This is a genomic window from Micromonospora sp. KLBMP9576 (assembly GCF_050941805.1).
GTDB lineage: Bacteria > Actinomycetota > Actinomycetes > Mycobacteriales > Micromonosporaceae > Micromonospora.
Genome location: NZ_CP194567.1, coordinates 5,139,021 through 5,159,581, shown reverse-complemented (window position 1 = coordinate 5,159,581; position 20,561 = coordinate 5,139,021). Strand labels below are relative to the sequence as shown.

The window sequence follows — 20,561 nt, the reverse complement described above, 5'->3', positions numbered from 1 at the left end:
CTGCTCGGACGCTGATCGACGGGGGAGGGGGTGACCTGGTGCTGGACGCGACGACGAAATTCTTCGAGGACCTCGACCGGCGGGAGTTCGAGCCCCTGCTGGCCAAGGCCTCCGGGACCCTGCGGGTGGACCTGCACGAGGGGCCGCAGACGAGCCACTGGCTCCTGCGGGTCGATCACGGCCGGGTCCAGGTGACCCGGGAGGAACGCGACGCCGACACCGTCGTCGGAATGGACCCCGAGCTGTTCGAGGCCCTCGCCGAGGGGCGGGAGGCCGGGCTGGCGGCGCTGCTGCGGGGCGACCTGGCGGTGACCGGTGACCTGCGGCGGCTGGTGCTGCTGGACCGGCTCTTCCCCGGCCCGCCGGACTCCCGGGGGCCGCGACGCTTCGAGGGCCGACGGGAGGTGCGGTGATGGTGAAGAGCAAGACGGTCCGGATCCTGGACGGCAGCACGTTCGTGGTGTCGGAGGACACCGGCGACATCGAGGCGACCCCGAGCGAACCCACCGGGTTCTTCGCCCTGGACACCCGCTACCTGTCGCGCTGGGTGCTGACGCTGAACGGGGAGCAGCTCACCCCCCTGTCGTACGACGACCTCCAGTACTACGAGGCCCGGTTCTTCCTGGTGCCGGGGATGGCGACGCACTACGTCGACGCCAAGCTGTCGGTCATCCGCCAGCGGGCGGTGGGCAGCAGCTTCCGGGAGCAGCTCACCATCCTCAACCACGACGAGAATCCGGTCGCGCTGGAGATCAGGATGGACGCGGCGGCCGATTTCGCCGACATCTTCGAGGTCAAGGACGAGATCGTCAACAAGAAGGGCGAGATCTACGCCGAGGTCGAGCCCGAGCGGCTGCGGCTGGGCTACCGGCGGGGCAACTTCACCCGCGAGACGACGATCTCCGCGTCGCCGACGCCGCGCTACGACGGCAAGGGCTTCGCGTACTCCATCCGGCTCGAACCGGGCGAACAGTGGGACGCGCAGATCCACGTCAAGACGCTGGCGCGCACCCTCGGCGGCCGGGACCTGCGGGTGGGACTGCGGGCGCAGAACTCCGAACGGCTCGCCCTCCAGCACGACCTCCAGGAGTGGATCGAGCAGGCTCCCAAGGTCAACAGCGAGCACGACCGGGTCGCCGCCACGTACCGTCGGAGCCTGATCGACCTGGCGGCGCTGCGCTTCTCGCCGCTCTCCCTCGGCGGCGCGTCGCTGCCGGCCGCCGGCCTGCCCTGGTTCATGACCATGTTCGGCCGCGACAGCATCCTGACCTGCCTGCAGTCGCTGCCGTTCACCCCCGAGCTGTCGAAGACCACGCTGCGCATCCTGGCCTCCTTGCAGGGCACCCGGTTCGACGACTTCCGCGACGAGGACCCGGGCCGGATCCTGCACGAGATGCGGTACGGCGAGACCGCAGCCTTCGAGGAACAGCCGCACTCGCCGTACTACGGGTCGGTGGACGCGACCCCGCTGTTCCTGGTGCTGCTCGACGAGTACGAGCGGTGGAGCGGGGACACGGCCCTGGTCATGGAGCTGGAGCGGGAGGCCCGCGCCGCCCTCCGGTGGATCGACGAGTACGCCGACCTGGTGGGCACCGGCTACATCTGGTACCAGCGGCGCAACACCGACACCGGGCTGGAGAACCAGTGCTGGAAGGACTCCTGGGACTCCATCTCCTACCGCGACGGCACGCTACCGCCGTTTCCCCGGGCCACCTGCGAGGTACAGGGGTACGCGTACGACGCGAAGCGGCGCGCCGCCCGGCTGGCGCGCGAGTTCTGGGGTGACGCCGAGTTCGCGACGCGGCTGGAGCGGGAGGCGGCGGCGCTGAAGGAGCGGTTCAACCGCGACTTCTGGGTGGAGGACGGCGGCTACTACGCGCTGGCCCTCGACCCGTCCGGCCGCCAGTGCGACGTGTTGAGCTCCAACATCGGTCACCTGCTCTGGAGCGGCATCGTCGACGAGGACCGGGCCGGGCGGATCGCCGAGCACCTGGTCGGGCCCCGGCTCTTCACCGGGTGGGGGGTGCGGACGCTGGCCGAGGGCGAGGCCCGCTACAACCCGATCGGCTACCACAACGGCACGATCTGGCCGTTCGACAACTCGTTCATCGCCTGGGGTCTGCGCCGGTACGGCTTCGCCGAGGAGGCGGCCGTCATCGCCAGCGGCATCCTCGATGCGGCCACCTTCTTCGAGGGCCGGCTGCCGGAGGCGTTCGGGGGCTATCCGCGCGAGCTGACCAAGTTCCCCGTGGAGTACCCGACGGCGTGCAGCCCGCAGGCCTGGTCGACAGGTACGCCGCTGCTGCTGCTGCGCACGATGCTCGGCCTGGAGCCGCACGAGGGGCACCTCGCCATGGAACCCCGCCTGCCGGTCGGGATGGGCCGCATCGAGGTGCTGGACATCCCGGGCCGGTGGGGTCGCGTGGACGCGTTCGCCCGGGGCCGCCTCGATCTGCACCGCCTCGCCGAGTAGCAGCCGCCGCGGGGCGGGCCGCCGTCGCGCAACCGGGGGAACCGCCCCGCGCGCCGGCGGCCCGGGGCGGGCGTGGTGCCCGGGGTGGTGCTCAGGTGGGCAGGGTAAGTTCGCGCCATGCCGGAACTCGTGTACCCGCCCGTGATCGCCGCCCTCAAGACGTGGTTCCGGGTCCAGGACCTGAAGATCACCATTGAGGGCGCCCATCATGTGCCCCGCACGGGCGGGGCGGTGATGGCCAGCAACCACGTCAGCTACCTCGACTTCATCTTCTGCGGGCTGGGCGCGCAGGACTCGAAGCGGCTGGTGCGGTTCATGGCCAAGAAGTCCGTCTTCACGCACAAGGTGTCCGGCCCGCTGATGCGGGGCATGCACCACATCCAGGTGGACCGGCGGGCCGGCGCCGGCTCGTACGCGACGGCGGTCAGCGCGCTGAGGCGCGGCGAGGTGGTAGGCGTCTTCCCGGAGGCGACGATCAGCCGGTCGTTCACGGTCAAGCAGCTCAAGAGCGGGACCACCCGGATGGCGTCCGAGGCGGGGGTGCCGGTGCTGCCGGTGGCGCTCTGGGGCACCCAGCGGCTCTGGACCAAGGGCCGCCCCCGCACCCTCACCCGCCGGCACACCCCGATCACGATCCTGGTGGGCGAGCCGATGCACCCGGCCGACTATCCGGACGCCAACGCGATGACCGCCGACCTGAAGACCCGGCTGACCGCGCTGGTCGACCGGGCCCAGCGCGAGTACCCCGACAAGCCGGCCGGCCCCGACGACACCTGGTGGCTTCCGAAGCACCTCGGCGGCACCGCCCCCACCCTGGAGGAGGCCGCCGAGCTGGAGGTCCGTCGCCGGGCCGCCGCGGCGGACCCCGACGCCTGACCCACCCGACGCGACGGCCGGTGACCGGATCGTCGCGCAGCGGGACGCGACGGCGGCTGCCGAGCCGGTGGAACGCACCGGACACCCTGCCGGCCGCCGGGCCACAGTGGAGCCGGCCGCCCGGTGCCGGCGGCTTCAGTGCCGCCCGGATGCGGCGCCGGCCGCCGGCCCGGGCCAGCGGTCGAAGCTCCCCCGGCGGTAGTAGTCGTCCCGGGACCGGAACTCCACCGGCAACGACCCGGGCAGGGTGATCCGGTTCGCGCCGGCGCCCGGCGCCGGCGAGGCACGCACCGCCAGCACGTCCCGCTCGGGCGGGGACAGCTCCACCAGCTCGGGGTGGGTGAGCCGGAAGGTGGCCACCGCCCGGCGCACCCGGCGGGTCAGCTCCAGGATCTCCTCCACCGCACCGCAGAACCCGAGCGCCGGCTGCTGGATGGTGCGCAGCGCGTCGCAGACCACCAGCAGCCGGGCCGGCTCCGCCGGCCCGGTGGTCAGCAGCTCCAGCCGGGACGGCCACTGCCAGCGGATCTGACCGGTGACCAGCCCCGGCAACCGGACGCCCCGGCGGTGCCGCGCGCCCTCGGACGCCCCGACCAGGCAGAGCTGCGGCCCGCCACCGACATACGCGATCCGCCGGTCGGTGACGGTGACCGTCACCGGCTCGGGCAGCGTCCACTGCCGGCGCGCCTCCGTCGGGCCGAGCAGGTGCCCCGACGCGAGCAGCCGACGCTGGGCGAGCACGTGCTCGCCGGCCTCGACGACGAACTCGTTGCGCCGGTCCAGCGCCGGAGCCACGTCGTCGTCCGCGTCGAAACGGTGCGGGGAGATGAAGAAGGGGGACGCGTCATCGTGCATCGCCATGACCTCCGGTGCCGACGGCATCACCGCATGAGCCTCGCCGATCTCCGACCGGCTGTCATGACGGCCGTTAGGGGGTCGGCCGGTCGTACGAGGCCCGTGACTGGTAGGTGCCGATCTCCTCCGGTCGTACCAGGCCGTCCTCGATCGCACGGGCGAGCAACGCCGCCTTCGTGGCGGCCGGCCGCCCCGCCCGGGTGTACTTGATCCGCGCCCGGTCGACGTACTGCTTGACCGTGTGTTCGCTGATCCGCATCCGGCGGGCGACCGATGCCTTCGACATCGACTGGAACCACAGCAGCAGCGCCTCGCGTTCCTTGTCGGACAGGGCCGGCCGGTCCGGCCGGGGATCACCCACGATGGCCCCGGCGAGCGCCGGCGGCACGTACGGGCGGTCGCTGGCGGCGGCCAGCACGGTGGCCACGCAGTGCTCCCGCCCCTCGTGCTTGGCGAGGAACGCCACCGCCCCGGCGTCCAGGGCGGCGAGCATCGTCTGCGGGTCGCTGTGCTCCGAGTAGACCACCACCCGCCGGCCGGCCGCGCTCAGCTCGGCGAGCTTGTCCAGCGCCAACCGCCCGTGCAGCCGCAGGTCGAGCATGACCACGTCGGCGGCGGGGGCGGCCCGGAGCACGACGTCCGGATCGTCGCCGGTCGCCAGCACCCTCAGGCGGGGCTCGGCGGCCAACCAGACGCGGACCCCCTCGATGACGACCGGGTGGTCGTCCACGATCGCCACGCCGATCGTCCGATCGCCGGTCACCTCCGCCACCGCGTCTGCGCCCATCTGATCTCCCCGTCCCGTTCGTAGAGGTACTCCACCGGCCCGTCGTAGCCCGGTGGCTCGGCGGTGTCGTCGCCGGCCCGGTCGGGCGTGACCAGGCCGACCACCACCTCGTCGGCGTCGGCGACCACCGTCAGCCGGGCCCAGCCCCGGGCGTCGGCCAGGATCGCGGTGAGCGGATCGGCGAGCCGGCGACGCACCTGCACCGGCAGCGGCGGCGGGCTGCCGATCGTGACGAGGTCGATCGGCAGCCCGTTGCGTTCCGCCACGCCGACGGCGGCTCGCAACTCGTGCAGCAGCGGGTCCGGCACGTCGTCGGACTCGGCGATGAGCCGGCGCAGCCGGGCGGCCGCCAGCACGGCCCGCCGCTGCACGTCCGGGTCGGCGGGATCGGCCCGGCCGTCGGCCAGCTCCGCGAGCACCTCCTCGGCCGCGCCGCTGACCAGCGTGAGGCGGGCGCCGCGCTCCCGCCGGGCCCGTTCGGCGGCGTCCCGCTCGGCCCGCGCCGTGTGCGTGGCCGCCGCCGCGCCGGCCCGCTGCCGGGCCAGCCCCGCGATCGCCGTGCTGCCCACGAGGACCGCCACCGGCAGCGTCAGCGTGCCGTAGACGTACATCGTGTACCGGGCCAGGTCGGCGGGGGCGGTCGCGCCGTGCCCGAGCACCCCCAACAGCGCGATCAGCGAGTGCGCGCCCAGCACGGCGACCAGCCGGGACGCCGGGCGACCCCAGAGCGCCACCACGAAGAACCAGCCGAGGGTGCCCCACACCCAGTTCGCGGCGGTGAAGAGCTGCCCCTTGCCGGCGGCCGCGAAGACCGCCGCGTCGACCCCCAGCAGCAGCGCGGTCACCGGCCAGGCCGGCAGCGCGGCGCCGCGCAGCAGCCGCAGGCCCGCCAGCACGCCGGTCGCCGCGACGAGCAACCAGGCCGCGAGGACCACCGCCGGCGCGGTGAACTGCGCCCGGGCGCCCAGTGCCGCGGGCAGCGCGATCGCCGCGTGCCAGGCCAGCGCGATGACCACCGCCGCGATCCGGGCACCACTGTCGGAGGCGTCGGCCACGGCCGCCGCCGGGTCCGCCGGAGGCCGGCTTCGCCCGGGCGTACGCGTCGCCGTCGGCGCGGTCGTCGTCTCAGTCGCCACCGGGCCACTCCAACCGGATCCGGGTGCCCGCGCCGGGCCGGGAGTCGATCTCGGCGCGCCCGCCGATCGTGGACATCCGGCCGCGTACCGACTCGCGTAGGCCGTAGCGGTGCGCCGGGACACCGGCCGGGTCGAAGCCGGGACCGTCGTCGGCGAGCTCGATCACGACGGTGTCGGCGATCCGGGACAGCCGCAGCTCGGCGGTCGCGCCCGGCGCGTGCAGGGCCACGTTGGACAGCGCGGCGTAGGTGCTCTCGGCGAGCGCCTGCGCGACCGGTTCCGGTACCGCGCAGGCCGCCAGTTCGGTGGTGACCGGCAGGTCGGGCAGCCGGGCTCGCACCGCCCGCAGCCGTTCGTCGAGCGGCACCGACCCCCCGGCGGAGGTCGACCGGGCGTCGGCCAGCGCGCTGAGGGCGCGCAGGTCGGCGGCGCAGCGCGTGCGCAACGGGGCGGACGGGCCGGCCATCGCGCCCAACCCGACCATGGTCAGCGTGGCCAGCACCGTGTCGTGCAGGTCCCGGTTCTGCTGCCGCTCGGCCTCCCGGGCCCGCCGGGCGACCAGCGCCTCCCGGGTGAGCCGTTGGTGCGCGACGAACGCGTTGTCGGCCCGGCCGATACGCCGGCGCATGATGGCGGTCATGATCGCGGCGCAGGCCGTCTGCACCAGCAGCGTCGCCGCGTGCGAGGTGGCCTCGTCGGGGTGCCCGGCGGAGTGCGCGCCGACCGCGTAGGCGGCGGTGAGCAGCAGTCCCGCCGGGACCGACCAGCGCGCCGGGGCGGTCGCCTGCGTGTTGATCACCGTCGTGCTGGCGAGGATCGCGATCCAGCTACCCTCGCCAGGCAGCACCTCCGGGGCCACCAGCACGGGGATCGCCAGGCAGGCGGCGGTGGTCGCGACCACGTCACCGACCACCAGCGGGGCGCCGATGCCGTGGCGCAGGGCCCGGATCCCGTACCAGAGCGACCAGGCGGTCAGCGCCGCGACGGCCGGGACCAGCAACGCCGGCTCGACGGGCGGCGTACGCACCGACAGGGCGACCACCGCGCCGACCAGCCCGCAGGTCAGCCGCAGCAGCGCGGGCAGGCGGGTGAAGATGAGGGCGAACGCGCCGCCGGCCGGGGTGTCCAGCGGGGTCGGTGACGTGTTCGGAGCGGCAACGGCCGGCATCGGGGAGAGGCGTCCTTCTGCGACAAACGACCCGAACGGGTCGGCGCGACGGAGATCGACGCCGGAGAATAGCATGAGCCGCGACACGCGATTACTTGCGGTGCATGACGCGTCGCCGTCCGGTTAACCCTCGGCGGCGCGCGCCGGCCCGCCCCGCCGGTCGACTCCGGGCCGGGCGTCAGTTGACCGGCAGGGCCCGGGTCCCGCCGCCGGCGATCGACCGGGTCAGCTTCTTTTCGCTGGACCAGTGCCAGCAGCGGACCCCCCCCGGTCGCCGCGCGCCCAGGCCTCCTGCGACGGGAACCGGTAGGCGCTGCCCGTGCGGTAGCGGAGCTAGCCGTCGACGGGCACCTTCGCGTAGCGGGCGATGACCGGCCGGCACTTCGCGTGCACGGCGTCCTCCTTCTCCGTCGCGTCGTCGTACGAGACGTCCGGGGCGGTCCAGATGCCGACGTACTCGAAGTGGTGGGTCTTCGTGCAGGGCGCCGGCAGCAGGTGGCCCCACCTGTCCTGCACGGCGCAGCCGTGCGCCAGCGGCGTGCGGTCCTCGGCACGCCCCGCAGGCTGCCCACCCACACGATGGCGCGTCGTTGTCGCCGTTGGCTCCGCCGACTTGGTCGAGCTCGAACAGGTCGCACCGGTACCACCGGCTGCCGCCCGTCCAGCCCGCCGGTGAGGTGGGCGCCACCTGCACCGACAACCGGGCGTCGCGCCTGTCCCCGCCGACGAATGCCTTGGACTTGACGTCACAGTTGGCGAACGCGGGGCGCATCGCGGCCGACCCGACAGGGGGCGTGGGGCATCTCTTCGGACCTGACGCGGCTGGCCGGGGCCGCCGAGGTCAATCGGTGGGGCGGACCGATGCTGTCCAATCAGGACTGTGGCGAAGACCCTGAGGACCACGACCCGCAACGCGAACTTCCAGCAGTGGCAGGCGCTGCTGACCAATCGCACCAAGCGCCAGTACTCGGGGGAGTTCCTGGTCCAGGGGTACGCCCGATCACCCTGGCCCTGGAACACGGTTGGCAGATCCGGGCCCTGCTCCACCCCGACCGGCAGGTGCCCTCCCGCTGGTCCCGGGAGCTCCTCGACCGCGTCCCGGCCACCCGGGTCGCGCTCTCGCCAGAGCTGATGCGGGAGCTCGACGACAGGAGGCGGAGTCGCCCGAGCTGCTCGCCGTGGTGGCGTTGCCCGGCGACAGCCTGGACCGCGTACCGGCCGGGCCGGAGATGCTCGTGGGGTCTTCGACCGCCCGAGGACGCCGGGCAACGTCGGCACCCTGATCCGCTCCGCCGACGCCTTCGGGCCGTCCGCCGTGGTCATCATCGGCCACGCGGCGGACCCCTACGACCCAAAGACCGTCCGGGCCAGCACCGGATCCCTCTTCGCCGTCCCGGTCGTGCGGGTCGCCAGCCACCGCGAAGTCCTCGACTGGACGCCCGGGCTGCGGGCACACCGCCTGCCGGGATTGAGATCATCGGTACGGACGAGCGCGGCGAGGTGGAGGTCGCGGAGCACGACCTGACCGGCCCCACGCTCGTGCTGATCGGCAACGAGACGCACGGCCTCAGCGCCGGCTGGCAGGAGGCCAGCGACCGGACGGTAAGCAGCCCGATCGTCGGCGCCGCCAGCTCGCTCAACGCGGCAGCGGCCGGATCGGTCGTCCTGTACGAAGCCGCCCGGCAGCGAACCGAGCGAAGCGCCCGTCAATCCGTTCCGAGAAGTCCCGCAGAGACCGGTGCCCGTAGCGGGCGGGTGCGCGGGATGCTGCCGGGGCAGGGCAGCGAGAGGGCTTTCATAGATGCCTATTGTCGCGGCGCGAGAGATAGGCCAAGATGATCGCCTATACGACGTGACCGGGGGCGCGCTCGTCGTGTTTGCGTCCCCCGCACAGTTTTGGGGGACCCGGTGAGGCTCAGGCCGCTTATCGTTGCGTTACTGCTGACCGTGGCCGCAGGTCTGGTCGGCACGCCGGCCGCGGCCGCGGCACCTCCGGCCAACCCGCAGCCGAGCGCCGGCGCGGCGGGCATGCAATCCATGATCGCCGGGCATTTCAACATGGCCGGTGGCCATCCACAGCACGGCGTCAAGGGCGACGTGGTAGCCGATGCGCTGGCCGCGGACATCAACCGCCGGGTGCCCCGGCTCGGGTTCCTGACCATCAACGAGGGCTGCCTCGACTGGCTGGAACGGATCGAAGCGCAGCTCCCGGCCACATACACGGTGCGCTTCGACCCGATCCGCGGCGGCAGCGGCCAGGTGGCCAACTGCAAGCACGAGTCGCCGTTCGGCAACGCCATCATCTACAACACCGGTGTCCTAGTGGACCCGCAGCCCGTGGCGCACGACCTCGGCGCGCTGGAGGGCGCGGAAAAGCGCGAGATGCTGTGCCTGCGCTCCATCGCCAGGATGCTGGTGGCCTGCACCGCCCACCTCGTCGCCAACAGTGAAAACGTTGAGCAGCGCCGGCGCGAGGCGGCAGAGGTCAAGCGGGTGCTGGCGACTGACTACTCCAGCTACACCGTGGTGCTCGGTGGTGACCTCAACGACAGCCCGGGCTCCAAGGCCGCCAGCAACCTCTACCACAGTGGCTACGGAGGCATTCCAGGCTCGGAGGCGCACGGCGCGTTCAAGGAGGCGTTCAGCCCCTGCCGCAACGAGATCAAGGTCTATTACTTGGGGACCGGTGGAGAGCAGAACTGGTGCCGGGGCGGCGCGAACACCCACGGCTTCAACAAGCTCGACTACATGTTCGTGCCACCGGCGGCGGTGGTCGACTCCGCCACCGTGGTGTCGTCACCGCACTCGGACCACAACCAGATGTGGGCCGAGTTGACGCTACCGTCGAGCATCGGGCCGCGCGTCGACCGGATCATGGTGGTCGGTGACTCGATCAGCCAGGGTCTCGAGGGCGACTACACCTGGCGTTACCGGCTCGCCCAGCACCTGAAGGCAGCCGGCCGCGACGTCACCTTCGTCGGCCCCTACCGCGGCACGACCCGGCTGCCAAGGAGCCAGCCGGCCAACTACCCCGAGCAGTCGGCGCCGCCGTACTTCAACGGGGTCTACCGGGACGGGCTCACCTTCGACAGCGACCACTTCGCGCAGTGGGGCCGCCAGGCACACCAGGCCAAGGACGACATCAGGGACCGGGTGAGTCAGTACCAGCCGGACTATCTCCTGGTCGAACTCGGCTTCAACGACCTGGGCTGGGGCGTGTCCAACCCCGACGGGCTGATCGCCGACATGCGCAGCCTGATCGCCAACGCCCGGTCCAACAAGCACAACATCCGCATCTTGGTCTCCAACGTCCCCCAACGCACGCCACTGGACGTGCAGCCGGACCTGGGCACCAAGATCAGCGCGTACAACGCCAAGCTGGGGCCCGCGTTGCAGGCGCTGAACACCTCGGTGTCACCGGTACGGCTGGTGGACTTCGCCACCAGCTACGACCCGTACGCCGACGCCTATGACGGTCTGCACCCCAACCCGCAGGGCGAGCACAAGATCGCCAGGGCGTTCGCCAACGTCCTGTCGAGCCAGTTCCAGGTCGGTGCGACCTACAGCATCCCGTCCGGAAGCATCCCGGCGCTGGTGCCCTCCGTCCCCAGTTGGATGCGGGCCACCAACACGGCCGCCGGGATAGCCCTGGAATGGCAGCACTCGTTCGGTGCCGGCGGCTACTGGCTCTACCAACGCGACGCGACGGCCGGTGAGGCGTTCCAGCGGCTGCCGTTGCAGATCCCGTCCGACTCCTGGAGCGCCAAATGGGTGATACCCGGGCACACGTACGAGTTCTACGTCGTGGCTACCCGCGGTGACTGGCTGGCCAACGGGCCTTCGCCGATCGGCGCGGTGACAGTTGTCAACCAGCAGACCGCGGCCGGTCCGCCGAACATCGTCGCGACGGCCGGGGCAGGCTACATCGACGTACGTTGGGACGCCGCGACCGGGCCGTACAGCGAGACGGTGAACAGGTACAACGTCTACTACCTAGACAACTCTGTGCCAGGCGCGATCGTGTCGATGGTGTCCACCACCGACCGCTCGATCCGGTTGTCCGGCCTGGTCAGCGGTCACTCGTACACCGTGGCTATTTGTTCGGTCAACGCGGCCGGCGAAGGACTGCCCGCAGGCGGTCAATCCGTTACCGTCGGCTAAGGCCTCGTCTTCGAACGTTGACCGGATGACCCGTCGGGTGTTCGTCGGCGGGTGTCGAGGCGAGGGTCAGCGCCTGCTGATCCTCGCCGAGGACTACGCGCGACACGTGAGCCACGCGTTCAACGAGCGGGGGTGCGACGCGCTGGATCCGGCATGGCGCGTGGGCCTACCTGTGCGACTGCGATCGCTTCGGACGACCACGTCACGACAGAGCGAACAGCTTCGGGGCGCCGGTCGGCACAGAGAAGGTGAGGTGTGCCGGCAGGATCCGCACCTGCGGCCCTGGGCTAGAGGAAGATCGTAGCTGGCTGGTCATGTGGTTGACTGCCGACCTGGCCTGCGCAACCCCATATCTCCGCCGCCAGAATCGGCCTTGTCGCCTCGCCCCCGCCCGTGTCTACTGTGCGGTGATGACCTCGCGGCTGCTGGCGGTGACGTTCGATGCGCACGCCCCGGCCCGCCTGGCGCAGTTCTGGGCTGGCATGCTCGGCAGGGAGGTCACCGGGGACGCCGATGACGACTCCTGCCTGGAGCGGACAACCAGCTCAGCCTTCGCTTCGTGCCGAACCGCACCGAGCGGATGGGGTCCGAGACGCCGCACGCACCTTCACCTGACCAGCGCCAGTCACGCCGAGGTCGTGGTAAGCAACTTGATCTCCTAATGGCCAGCTCGCCAGTCGGCAACTCATGCGTCCGCGACGGTTGCCCGGCGATCTCGGGTGACGCTGACCAAGCCCTCTGCCTTCCGCGCTCGCACCACGAAATAGCCCCACGTGAACCGGCCAGACCGGGAAAGTACCTGTGCGCCCGGCAGGATTCGAACCTGCGGCCTTGGGATTAGAAGTGGCATTCAGGCCTTGATCTCTGGCTTCAGTGATTGCTCTAGCTGCGCAAAATGCTTCCCTGACGCGCCCGGCTTTCCTTGGTGGCCCGTATTTCGCACCACGAATAGCTCCACGTTCGGCCGAGTTGAAGGGTTCGGGTGATCTGAGATGTAGTAACGCTCTGTAAGTCGGCGCAGTAGAGCCTGGCTGTCGGCTGGTTGGTGTCGGCTGGATGTCCGCGACGTTGGGAATTGCTGCTGCCGGGATGTGGTCCAAACTTCCTGTACGGCTTCTGAAGCGGCCCGCTTCACAGACCGGGCGCACCGCCGGCCAGTGGCCGGCCCCGACGGGGCCAGCCGGTCGGAACCCGCGCCCTTAGCGCAAGCGCACGGGCGCTCCCGGAGGTTGTAGCCCGTTGGCAGCGCGAAGGATGCGAAAAGCCCCGGGTTGCCATGACGGTTGGCAACTTCGGGGCTGGGGCGGTAAATGTGAACCAGAGGTAGTGCCTCCGGCGGGATTCTCGGGCGCTCCGGGATGGTCGGCGCCATCCCGGAGCCTTCGTCTGGGCGAAGCCGAGTGGGTGAGGCCTATCCGGTCAAGGTCGTTCGGACAGTGGCGTGCTCCATCCTAGCGGGCCAGGCCCCACCCACTCCACGAATGTGCGGACGAAAGGCCGAGGGGTGCCTAGAAGAGCAGGGGGAGGGCAGGAACTCCCTTGAGCTACGCGGTGGTCACCTTGCTCGCCAAGAAGATCCGGCACTCACCGGTGCTCTCGAACAGCACGGTTGAGAGGTAATGTTCGCCATTCCTGGTCTGCCTGGCCTCCACCTCAATGCCGATCTCGTCAATGCCCTCCACCTGGACCCGACGCGGAGCCGGAGTTCCGCCGCGAACCTCTGTCGTCACTACTGAGATATTCATACGTCGAGTGTGACCGGCAGGTACGACAACCGGCTCGCCGCCTGGGCCGGAGGGTGGGCGGGTGACGATCGGCCTGAGGGAGGATGCGTCTAGGGACGCCGGCGGGCCGTTCTAGCAGGTCTCCCACATGCCCGCTCAGCTTGAGCGCCGCTGGCTTCTCCCTTCCAACGAAGGAGCCGAGCCCCGCCAGGCGGCCGACCGAGATCGACATCCATAGGAGCATCGGCCACCACTCACTACTCCGGCGCTGGCGGTTGCCTCTTCATCAGGCCGTACCAGTACCACGCGTTCCTAAAGTTGTCGCCCAGAATAAGGCTAGCCAGCAACTTGCCGGTAGCGGTTAGGGTATAGCGCTCACGCGTTTTGAGTGATCCCATTGACCGAATCAGGCGTGCGTCCGTCAATTCTTGCAAGGCGGGGATTTCAACCATCTCCGGCCGTGTAATAATAATCGAATTGCTTTCAACTCCGTTCCGGACGACCATAGTCGTGAAGACTAGAAGAGCCTCTGGGCCGATTCTGTGAAAAACTTCCATCGCTTTGGTGCCGAGATCCTCGCTGAGGAGGACGTATGGGCGAAGCTCTGGCCCACTACTCCTGTGGGGGTTGGACTGGCTGAATAGGAGCCGCTTGACTCGTTCCTCTACCAGTTCTGCGACAGTTTCAGGGTCCAAGGCCTCCACCTGGCCGGGCGGGGTTCCGGTGGTGTCGACCGAAGCTTCGGTCGCCTCTCGAACCGCGTCTTCGGTGGCCGAACGTAGGAGTGCTGAAAGGATCTTATTGAACTGATCAGACTGATTTGTCAGCAGGGCGTTGGCAGTTGATCTGACCTCCGCGAGGGCGGATTGGGTCTGGGAGTTCACTCTCTCGGTCTGAGTTAGTTGCTGGGCAGACCCTTGAGCTTGAGCAAGAGAAACAATCAGTTGAGCCGCGAACGCAAGGACGGCAAGCGCCAAGGCTATCGTGGAGAGGAGGTCGACGTCCTTAACGCTCACGATCACGCTTAGGGTGCCGAGCGATGTTACGCTCACCACGAAAAGCGAAAGACTAAGCCAGGACCACGGGACATGCAGGCCTGGGCGCTTTGCCTCCTGGTCATCTCTTGGCCAGAACGTATGGTTGACCTGACCCACTAGTGTTGCGCTTGGCATAGCAACGTTTGCCGAATCATCCCGCATGAAGGCGCAGCCTATAGAGCGACGAGTTGGGCGGCCACAGGACACGCATTGGTTGTCGAGAAGTTGTCGCCTCAGGCGTGGCATATGCCGGCAATATGCAATTTTGATGACCGGTGCTTATCCAGACGACAGGCCTGCCACCGGCCCAGCCCAGCGGCAGTGCAGCCCGAAGTAGAGCAACCGTCGGAACCCCTAGGGCCGCTGTTATCGAGATCAGGATGTTGAGTAGACGTGTCGCGCGCATCTGACCTCCTCCGACTGAGGCACCGTGCGCGGCTCGGCGGGCATCCCCGAGGTCTGGAGGTCAAGGGATGGAAGCCGGCGAGCAGATGGCAGCAGTCAGGCGGCGGCCCGTGGGCGGTGGTCTAAATGGCCGCAATGGTAAAAATGCAGATCAGGCCAGAATTCTACCATTGCGGCCATTTTAGCCATCGGGTTACGCGGGTCTGATGGACGCCAACGAGATGATCCAGGAGTTCATCACCGCCTTCCCGCAGGTCGTCGGGGAGCACGTCCGGGCGCAGTTCGGGAAGCCGGTACAGCACACGCTGACCGCCCGAGAGGCCGCGAAGCTCAACAGCCGTCCCCTCGCCCCCACGTACCAGGCGGGTCAGGTGGTGTCGGCCATCATCGCCGGCATTTCTATCACCACCGACGCCAGCGAGTACGTCACGCTTCGCCTGGACGACGGTGCCGAGCTGTACCTCGTCCCGCGTCCGTGGACGGAGGAGCTGCGACGCCCGCCGAACTGGAATCCATCCGCACTAGCGACCCCAAGCGGTACGAGGCGCTGACCAGGCCGCAGCGTGACCAGCAGTTGGCGGCAGCCGCCGCGCGGCGGGGTGACCCGCTCTACAGCAGCGAGCACGATCCCTGCCGCCCCACGCCCTACGAGCGGCAGGCCAGGGCCGAACGCGAAACCGCACGGGCGATCGGCGAACCCAAACCGCCGGTTTACGGGTCGAGTGGCGGCTGATGTCCGCTGGCGGAGGAGTTCGATCTGAACCGCTAGCGTCTGTCTAGAACAGGGGCTGATCGAGGTCGTCGTCGCTGTCCTGCTCGGCAGGGTCAGGCTCCACCGCCGAGGGGACCTCAACGAGGTCGATCCCTTGCGGGTCGTACAGCCAGTACAGCCGTCCCTCCTTCTCCTGCCGGCCAGACAGGCGCATCGCAAGCCCTTCTCGGAAAGCTTGGATTGCCTGGTCGTACAACTCTTCAGGTAGCCGGACCCGGAGCTTCTTGGCTTGCGAGCCCTCGATGACGTTCAAGCGAATCACGCCCGCAGTGCCCGGCCTGGGCCGGTCGAGCAGGGTCACCGTCCCGAGTGCTGTGACGCCGACTGAAGGCTCAGTCCGGGCGAACCGGGTACTGGCGCTCTCAAGAGCAACGACGTCCGATGGCTCGAACTGGACGTACGTCGGACCGGGTGCATTTTCCCGCCAGTCCCGCCACTCCACGCCCACCTCGGCCCCGTCTGAGTTAGCGACAAGCCGAGCTAGGGCCTGCGTCAGCTCATATGAGACCCCGTACTGGACTGCTTCGTCAAAGGCGGCACTGGATGATGTTCGGTTGAACTGATCTGTTGCTTCCCGGGTGGCTTCCAGACTCGACACCAACGTGCGCGTAACCTCACGGCCTGTTAGTGCCTCACCGAAGCCCGGCAAAGGCACGTCCACCCCGGCAATGTCGCCTACGGGAGTTAGCGCCGTGACGACATAGCTGCCGATCTCCGTCTGCCCCATGCGGACACTGTTCATGTACGCCTTGGCGGAGGTCCAATGCTTGTTGCCGAAATACTGGGTCTTCTCCCGTTGAGCCTTGGCAGCCGCTTCAAGTAGGCGAGTAGACGAGGCGATCAGCGACTGGCCGGACGACCAAGGAATCGTTCCGTGTGGCGTAGGCATTTCTTTGCGGAATCGGACCAGGTCGCCTATGCCAACGTCAAGCCTGGTGAGCATCCGCTCATAATCTAGACCGGAGATGTCCCCGACGGCCGCGACTGCGTCGGTCAGCAGATTCCGAAAGTCGGCATGCCCCACGTCCAACGGAACCACAACACTCTGACCGACAGTCGGTGGGACTAGTCGCAGGTACAACCCTTCGCGCCCGCCACGGATCGTCCAACCCTGGCGCTGTAGATAGGCCACAGTCTGACTCGGGCTGATCCACGAGCCGTCCAGCCCCACGGCGTCCATCGGGATGGTCATGCTCGACCACCGGCTCCGATGCGTCGCATGATGTCGCAGAGAGCGAACTCGTCAAAGACCTGAGACGTGGAAACCCTAACTACCGTCTCGTCCCTGCCGGTAATCGGGTGTCCTTCGAGGTTCCGCCAATAGCAACAATGGCGGAGCATCATGTGGTTGGAACCTACCTCGATCCACTGCCCGATGTCGCGAGGCACCAGCATGGCGATCAAGATCGTTGAAGTGATGACGGGCGAGTGTGCCAAACGAGCTAGCTGACTGTTTGGCAACGAGATCGGAATCGAATCCAGATCGCTTGCCGGCGCGACCTGATACGTGCTCTTCAGTTGGACTCGGAGATCTACCTCAAAGTCGTGAAGATGCTCAGTCGATTGATGGCTGATCTTCAGTCAATCCCTCGATCCCTATTGGGTTTTGAGAGGGAGCAGCGGGCCGCCGCAGCCACGGCGTGTAAGTAAGCCTCCTGAAGGGTCTCCATGCACTGCTTCTGATCCAGGTCCCCACGCAGTGGAGTTGGGTCATCGACAGCGACAGACATGGCTCCCCCTACAGTCCGGAGCGATCATTGTGACGCTCCGTCGCATGTAGATCTACCCACCGAAAGGTCGAGACTAAAACCCGACAGCAGTGGTGTCCACACTGACTGACCGCGAACCGGAGGTATCGGGGTCGTCTGCCTGGTGGCGGGCGGCCCTGACTGTGGCCCGTCTACTCGCTCTTGAGGATGTCTCCGTGCTCGTACCGGAGCTGCGTCAGCAGCAGGCTTCCGAGACCGAGGACCCCGAGGGCATAGCGCTTGGCATCGTCCCGCGTCTGAATCCGGTGTCGGTCGACGTTGCTCAGCGCCTGGGCGAAGCCCACGCCGAGCGCCCGCCACCCCTCTCGCTCGCTGGCCTGCCGGCCGAGCCGGTAGTCGCTGGCGTCCCCGAACACCTCCGAGTAGAGCTGCTTGCCGACCAGGTTGTTGCCCTTGACGTCGGTGGGGCTCCCCGTCCAGCCGCGGATCCGGTTCTCTACGAAGATGGCCGTCTGGCTGGCAACCTTCTCCCACTCGCCATCTTCGACCTGGGTCTTCACGTGCGCCCACAAATCAGGGTCGTACGCATGCTCGTCCACCGGCTCGTCGCCGCCCACAAGGCCGAGCTCCCAGATGGCGGCATTGATCAGCTCACAACCCCTTCGAACGCCTCCTTGCCGAGCTTGGTCGAAGGAGGATCGGGGAGTGCTTGAGCTGTAGACGCTCAGTGCATACCGGATCTTGTCGAAGCGCTCGATCAGATGATTGTCGGCCCCTAGAGAGCGGACGAAGACCGCCCTGGTCTGAGCCTTCCATGACTCGAATCCGTCGCGACGGGCGAAGAAGGTGGCCTGGGCGGCTTCCTCTTTCAGCCTCTTGAGTTCCTCGATGGCGACAGCAGGGCGCATGGATGCGAGCCTACTTCTCCCCTGCGACATAGACCCCGCGCCCCGGCTGCCCCACGACCAGATTCCGGTCGTGCAGGAGTGAGACGGCACGGTACGCGGTGGCCACGCTGACTCCGAACTGGTCGGCAAGCTCGCTCGTGCTGGGCAGCTTCGTCCCCGGCGTGAGCTCACCGCTCTTAATCTTTGTGGTCAGCTCGTCGGCAATACGTCGATATTCAGCAGGTGCAGAGGGCATGGCTTCGTTCCCTTGGTTCGGCCCTGCCATCTGACCATGAACCAACCATCGTCAGCAAGTGATGCAAGACAATCACGCGCCGTGGCTTTACCTACGTCAGATAGTGACGTAGTTTTCTCTGTGGCTGCCCTTGGTTCGGCAAACGAAGGTTAGCCCCGTCAGGGCGGCGTGGATCCCGTCGCCCTGACGGTCCACCGTGGCCTGACCGCCGGGAGCTCCGATGAACCGGATCCGCTATGACGACTACTTGATTGCCACCGCGCTGACGCTGGCCCGCCGGCATCGACCGGTCTGGAGTTGGAAGCGCTGGCGCAGGGTGTGCCGCTGCGGCGGGGAACTGCCCTGCCGAGCCCGCCACCGCATCCCAATCAACCGTGGGCACTGGCCAGGGGAGCAGTCGTGATCGAGAGCCGCCAGGTGCCGTTCCTGGTCGAGGTGGCCTGGTTCGTGATCGATGACCACCACGTGAAGCCCTGCCACTGGTGCCACCCGGACAGCTGGTGCCCGCGCTTCACCGCAGCGCGTGCCCGGTTGCTGGCTTGGCGGCTGGCCGGTGATCCACGATGAGCCCGCAGCTACCGAAGGCCGGCGACCTGGTGCACGTGACCAGCGCGGCCAGCGTGCAGTTCATCAAGCCGATCATGTGCCGAGTCATCCGGGTGCTCGACTGGATCACCTACGACGGGTGGTGCTGGCTCGACGTGTATCAACTGGATGCCAAGGGCGACGCGGTGGCCCGCCGGTCGATCCTCGTGCAGCCGGCCGGGCTACAGATACAGCGCTCCGCCCCCACGCCCCGCAGGCCGACGCGGTCGGCTGCCATCCCGAACGTACGCCAAGATCGCCGCCCCGCAGCGCCGGGCGACGCCGGCTGGGCGTACGGCTGGCCATGGGTGACGCGGTGGGGCCGAGGTGGGGCCGGGACAGGCCGAAGATCAGAGGCTAGGGTCGTTTCTCCTGCCAGATATAGGTGCGCCCGGCAGGATTCGAACCTGCGGCCTTGGGATTAGAAGTCCCCTGCTCTATCCGCTGAGCTACGGGCGCGCGCGTGTCGCGCGAGAAGGGTACCGCCGCCCACCGGGGGGCCGGTGGATCGGGTGGTCGCGTGCCACGTCGCACAACAGGGTCGCACGCACGCCCCCAACCGTCATCCGGGTTGCGCCGCCCCGGCCGTCATCCGGGTTGCGCCGCCGGGGAGAGCGGCGTCAGCCGCCCGGCGTGAGGGCGTCGGACTGGTCCGCCGGGGGGCGCTGCCCGGCGCGGGCCGTCGGCCCGGCGTCGAGGAAGGCGTCGGCCCAGCGCCCGACCTCCTCGAAGACCCTTTCGCGTACGGCGGGGCCCGAGAGGGTGAGGTCGTGCAGGCCGCCGTCGAAACGCGCCAGGGTGACGTGCCGGCCGAGGCGGGGCGCCCAGCGGACCATGTGCTCGACGTCCAGGACGGCGTCGGCGAGGGCGGCCGACTCGTGCTACTTCTTGCCCTTGAATGAGCGGGTCGAGCAGGCGAGCAGCACCGGCACCTGGATGTCCAGGCCGGCGCGGAGCTGCCGCTGGGCGGTGCGGACGGCGTTCAGCCAGCCGACGCGTACGGGAAAACCGGCGAGTGGCTTCCACGCCAGGTCGTAGTTCCACTCGCCGCGATGCTCGGCGTGCAGGCTCTCGTTGTAGACCGTGCCGAGCCCCACCGGCAGCACCCGGTGCGGCGCGCGGCGGGCCAGCCGGCCGACGGCCGCCGCGAGGGGCCGGCGCACCAGCCAGGGGGCGTTGATGTCGAAGAAGGGGCTGTTCAGGAAGAGCCCGTCGATGACGCCGGCGTCGCGGCGGGCGTGCGCCCAGAGCGGCATGATCAGGCCGCCGGTCGAGTGGCCCATCGCGAGCAGCGTGTCGTGCCCGTCGTCCGACCGGATGATCTTCGCGGCGGCGTCCAGCTCGGGGAAGTAGTCGCCGAGGTCGCGGCAGAAGTTCGGGGTCTGGTGGGTGAGCAGGCTGCGGCCGTACTTGCGCAGGTCGAGGGCGTAGAAGTCCCAGCCCCGCGCGGCGAAGAAGTCGCCGAGGTGGCCCTGGAAGAAGTAGTCGGTGAAGCCGTGCGTGTAGAGCACGGCCCGACCCGTCGGGCGGTCGGCCCGGCGACGGACCAGGGTGGCGACCACCGGACCCTCGTCGTCGGTGCCCAGGTCGATCGTCTGCCGCTCGTACGGCGGGCCCAGCACGTCCGGTTCCACGACCGCGACGGTACGCCGGTAACCTACCCGGCGGTAGCCCGAGACCCGCCCGGCCCCGCCCGCCCGCACCCGGCGGACGGGAACCGTGGCGTACGC

Annotated in this window: 18 protein-coding genes, 1 tRNA gene and 4 pseudogenes; 9 read left to right on the top strand and 14 right to left on the bottom strand. The window is 69.0% G+C overall.

Annotated features, from left to right (window positions below; all coding sequences use genetic code 11):
• The first annotated feature begins 38 nt into the window (after positions 1–38).
• The 3 genes from ACQ452_RS22735 (at position 39) to ACQ452_RS22725 (ending at position 3,349) form a co-directional block, all read left to right on the top strand.
• Positions 39–413, top strand: coding sequence for an SCP2 sterol-binding domain-containing protein (locus ACQ452_RS22735; RefSeq protein ID WP_433387153.1), 375 nt, complete (start codon positions 39–41; stop codon positions 411–413).
• Positions 414–415: 2 nt separating this feature from the next.
• A complete protein-coding gene (locus ACQ452_RS22730) occupies positions 416–2,473 on the top strand; it encodes an amylo-alpha-1,6-glucosidase (RefSeq protein ID WP_433394350.1) in 2,058 nt (685 codons plus the stop codon).
• A gap of 117 nt (positions 2,474–2,590) precedes the next feature.
• A complete protein-coding gene (locus tag ACQ452_RS22725) occupies positions 2,591–3,349 on the top strand; it encodes a lysophospholipid acyltransferase family protein (protein WP_433387151.1) in 759 nt (252 codons plus the stop codon).
• Between the two features lie 135 nt (positions 3,350–3,484).
• Here the strand turns inward: ACQ452_RS22725 and ACQ452_RS22720 are convergent, their stop codons facing one another.
• The 6 genes and pseudogenes from ACQ452_RS22720 to ACQ452_RS22695 form a co-directional block, all read right to left on the bottom strand.
• The gene (locus ACQ452_RS22720) at positions 3,485–4,204 is read right to left on the bottom strand and encodes a hypothetical protein (protein ID WP_433387149.1); all 720 of its coding nucleotides are present in this window, start codon (positions 4,202–4,204) and stop codon (positions 3,485–3,487) included.
• Between the two features lie 73 nt (positions 4,205–4,277).
• On the bottom strand, positions 4,278–4,991 hold the full coding sequence (locus tag ACQ452_RS22715) for a response regulator transcription factor (RefSeq protein ID WP_433387148.1): 714 nt from the start codon (positions 4,989–4,991) through the stop codon (positions 4,278–4,280).
• Positions 4,964–6,127: a hypothetical protein gene (locus ACQ452_RS22710; RefSeq protein WP_433387147.1), complete on the bottom strand. Its 1,164-nt coding sequence runs from the start codon at positions 6,125–6,127 to the stop codon at positions 4,964–4,966. The genes ACQ452_RS22715 and ACQ452_RS22710 overlap by 28 nt, the downstream gene beginning before the upstream one ends.
• The gene (locus ACQ452_RS22705) at positions 6,117–7,295 is read right to left on the bottom strand and encodes a sensor histidine kinase (protein ID WP_433387145.1); all 1,179 of its coding nucleotides are present in this window, start codon (positions 7,293–7,295) and stop codon (positions 6,117–6,119) included. Before ACQ452_RS22705 ends, ACQ452_RS22710 begins: the two co-directional genes overlap by 11 nt.
• A 333-nt stretch (positions 7,296–7,628) precedes the next feature.
• Entirely contained in the window at positions 7,629–7,871 is a 243-nt protein-coding gene (locus ACQ452_RS22700; protein WP_433387144.1) for a septum formation family protein, read from the bottom strand.
• A 97-nt stretch (positions 7,872–7,968) separates the two neighbouring features.
• Positions 7,969–8,067: pseudogene (locus tag ACQ452_RS22695) on the bottom strand (septum formation family protein); the annotation flags it as partial.
• A 108-nt stretch (positions 8,068–8,175) separates the two neighbouring features.
• On the opposite strand from ACQ452_RS22695, the pseudogene ACQ452_RS22690 reads away from it, so the two are divergent.
• From ACQ452_RS22690 to ACQ452_RS22680, 3 genes and pseudogenes are all read left to right on the top strand, one after another.
• A pseudogene (locus ACQ452_RS22690) lies at positions 8,176–8,999 on the top strand (TrmH family RNA methyltransferase); the annotation flags it as partial.
• A 243-nt stretch (positions 9,000–9,242) separates the two neighbouring features.
• On the top strand, positions 9,243–11,456 hold the full coding sequence (locus tag ACQ452_RS22685) for a GDSL-type esterase/lipase family protein (RefSeq protein WP_433387142.1): 2,214 nt from the start codon (positions 9,243–9,245) through the stop codon (positions 11,454–11,456).
• A 314-nt stretch (positions 11,457–11,770) separates the two neighbouring features.
• Positions 11,771–12,118, top strand: a complete 348-nt coding sequence (locus ACQ452_RS22680) for a VOC family protein (RefSeq protein ID WP_433387140.1) — start codon at positions 11,771–11,773, stop codon at positions 12,116–12,118.
• Positions 12,119–13,000: 882 nt separating this feature from the next.
• On the opposite strand, the gene ACQ452_RS22675 is transcribed toward ACQ452_RS22680, so the two are convergent.
• On the bottom strand, positions 13,001–13,201 hold the full coding sequence (locus ACQ452_RS22675; protein WP_433387138.1) for a hypothetical protein: 201 nt from the start codon (positions 13,199–13,201) through the stop codon (positions 13,001–13,003).
• 236 nt (positions 13,202–13,437) lie between these two features.
• The gene (locus ACQ452_RS22670) at positions 13,438–14,379 is read right to left on the bottom strand and encodes a hypothetical protein (RefSeq protein WP_433387136.1); all 942 of its coding nucleotides are present in this window, start codon (positions 14,377–14,379) and stop codon (positions 13,438–13,440) included.
• A gap of 449 nt (positions 14,380–14,828) precedes the next feature.
• Between ACQ452_RS22670 and ACQ452_RS22665 the strand changes: the two genes are divergently transcribed.
• A complete protein-coding gene (locus tag ACQ452_RS22665) occupies positions 14,829–15,173 on the top strand; it encodes a hypothetical protein (RefSeq protein WP_433387135.1) in 345 nt (114 codons plus the stop codon).
• A 225-nt stretch (positions 15,174–15,398) separates the two neighbouring features.
• Here ACQ452_RS22665 and ACQ452_RS22660 read toward each other — a convergent pair whose 3' ends face one another.
• The 4 genes from ACQ452_RS22660 to ACQ452_RS22645 all read right to left on the bottom strand — a co-directional run bounded on the left by ACQ452_RS22660 (position 15,399) and on the right by ACQ452_RS22645 (position 18,246).
• Positions 15,399–16,586, bottom strand: coding sequence for a hypothetical protein (locus ACQ452_RS22660; RefSeq protein ID WP_433387134.1), 1,188 nt, complete (start codon positions 16,584–16,586; stop codon positions 15,399–15,401).
• Positions 16,583–16,912: a hypothetical protein gene (locus tag ACQ452_RS22655; RefSeq protein WP_433394348.1), complete on the bottom strand. Its 330-nt coding sequence runs from the start codon at positions 16,910–16,912 to the stop codon at positions 16,583–16,585. The genes ACQ452_RS22660 and ACQ452_RS22655 overlap by 4 nt, the downstream gene beginning before the upstream one ends.
• A gap of 382 nt (positions 16,913–17,294) precedes the next feature.
• Positions 17,295–18,011, bottom strand: a complete 717-nt coding sequence (locus tag ACQ452_RS22650; RefSeq protein WP_433387133.1) for a TIGR02391 family protein — start codon at positions 18,009–18,011, stop codon at positions 17,295–17,297.
• A 10-nt stretch (positions 18,012–18,021) separates the two neighbouring features.
• Positions 18,022–18,246: a GntR family transcriptional regulator gene (locus ACQ452_RS22645; protein WP_433387131.1), complete on the bottom strand. Its 225-nt coding sequence runs from the start codon at positions 18,244–18,246 to the stop codon at positions 18,022–18,024.
• Between the two features lie 399 nt (positions 18,247–18,645).
• On the opposite strand from ACQ452_RS22645, the gene ACQ452_RS22640 reads away from it, so the two are divergent.
• Positions 18,646–18,813 (top strand): hypothetical protein, encoded by a 168-nt coding sequence (locus ACQ452_RS22640; RefSeq protein ID WP_433387129.1) that lies wholly within the window; start codon positions 18,646–18,648, stop codon positions 18,811–18,813.
• Positions 18,810–19,038, top strand: a pseudogene (locus ACQ452_RS22635) (hypothetical protein); the annotation flags it as partial. The gene ACQ452_RS22640 and the pseudogene ACQ452_RS22635, both read left to right, overlap by 4 nt.
• 179 nt (positions 19,039–19,217) lie before the next feature.
• Here ACQ452_RS22635 and ACQ452_RS22630 read toward each other — a convergent pair.
• Positions 19,218–19,290, bottom strand: a tRNA-Arg gene (locus ACQ452_RS22630).
• 161 nt (positions 19,291–19,451) lie between these two features.
• Positions 19,452–20,465, bottom strand: a pseudogene (locus ACQ452_RS22625) (alpha/beta hydrolase).
• Positions 20,466–20,561: the final 96 nt, after the last annotated feature.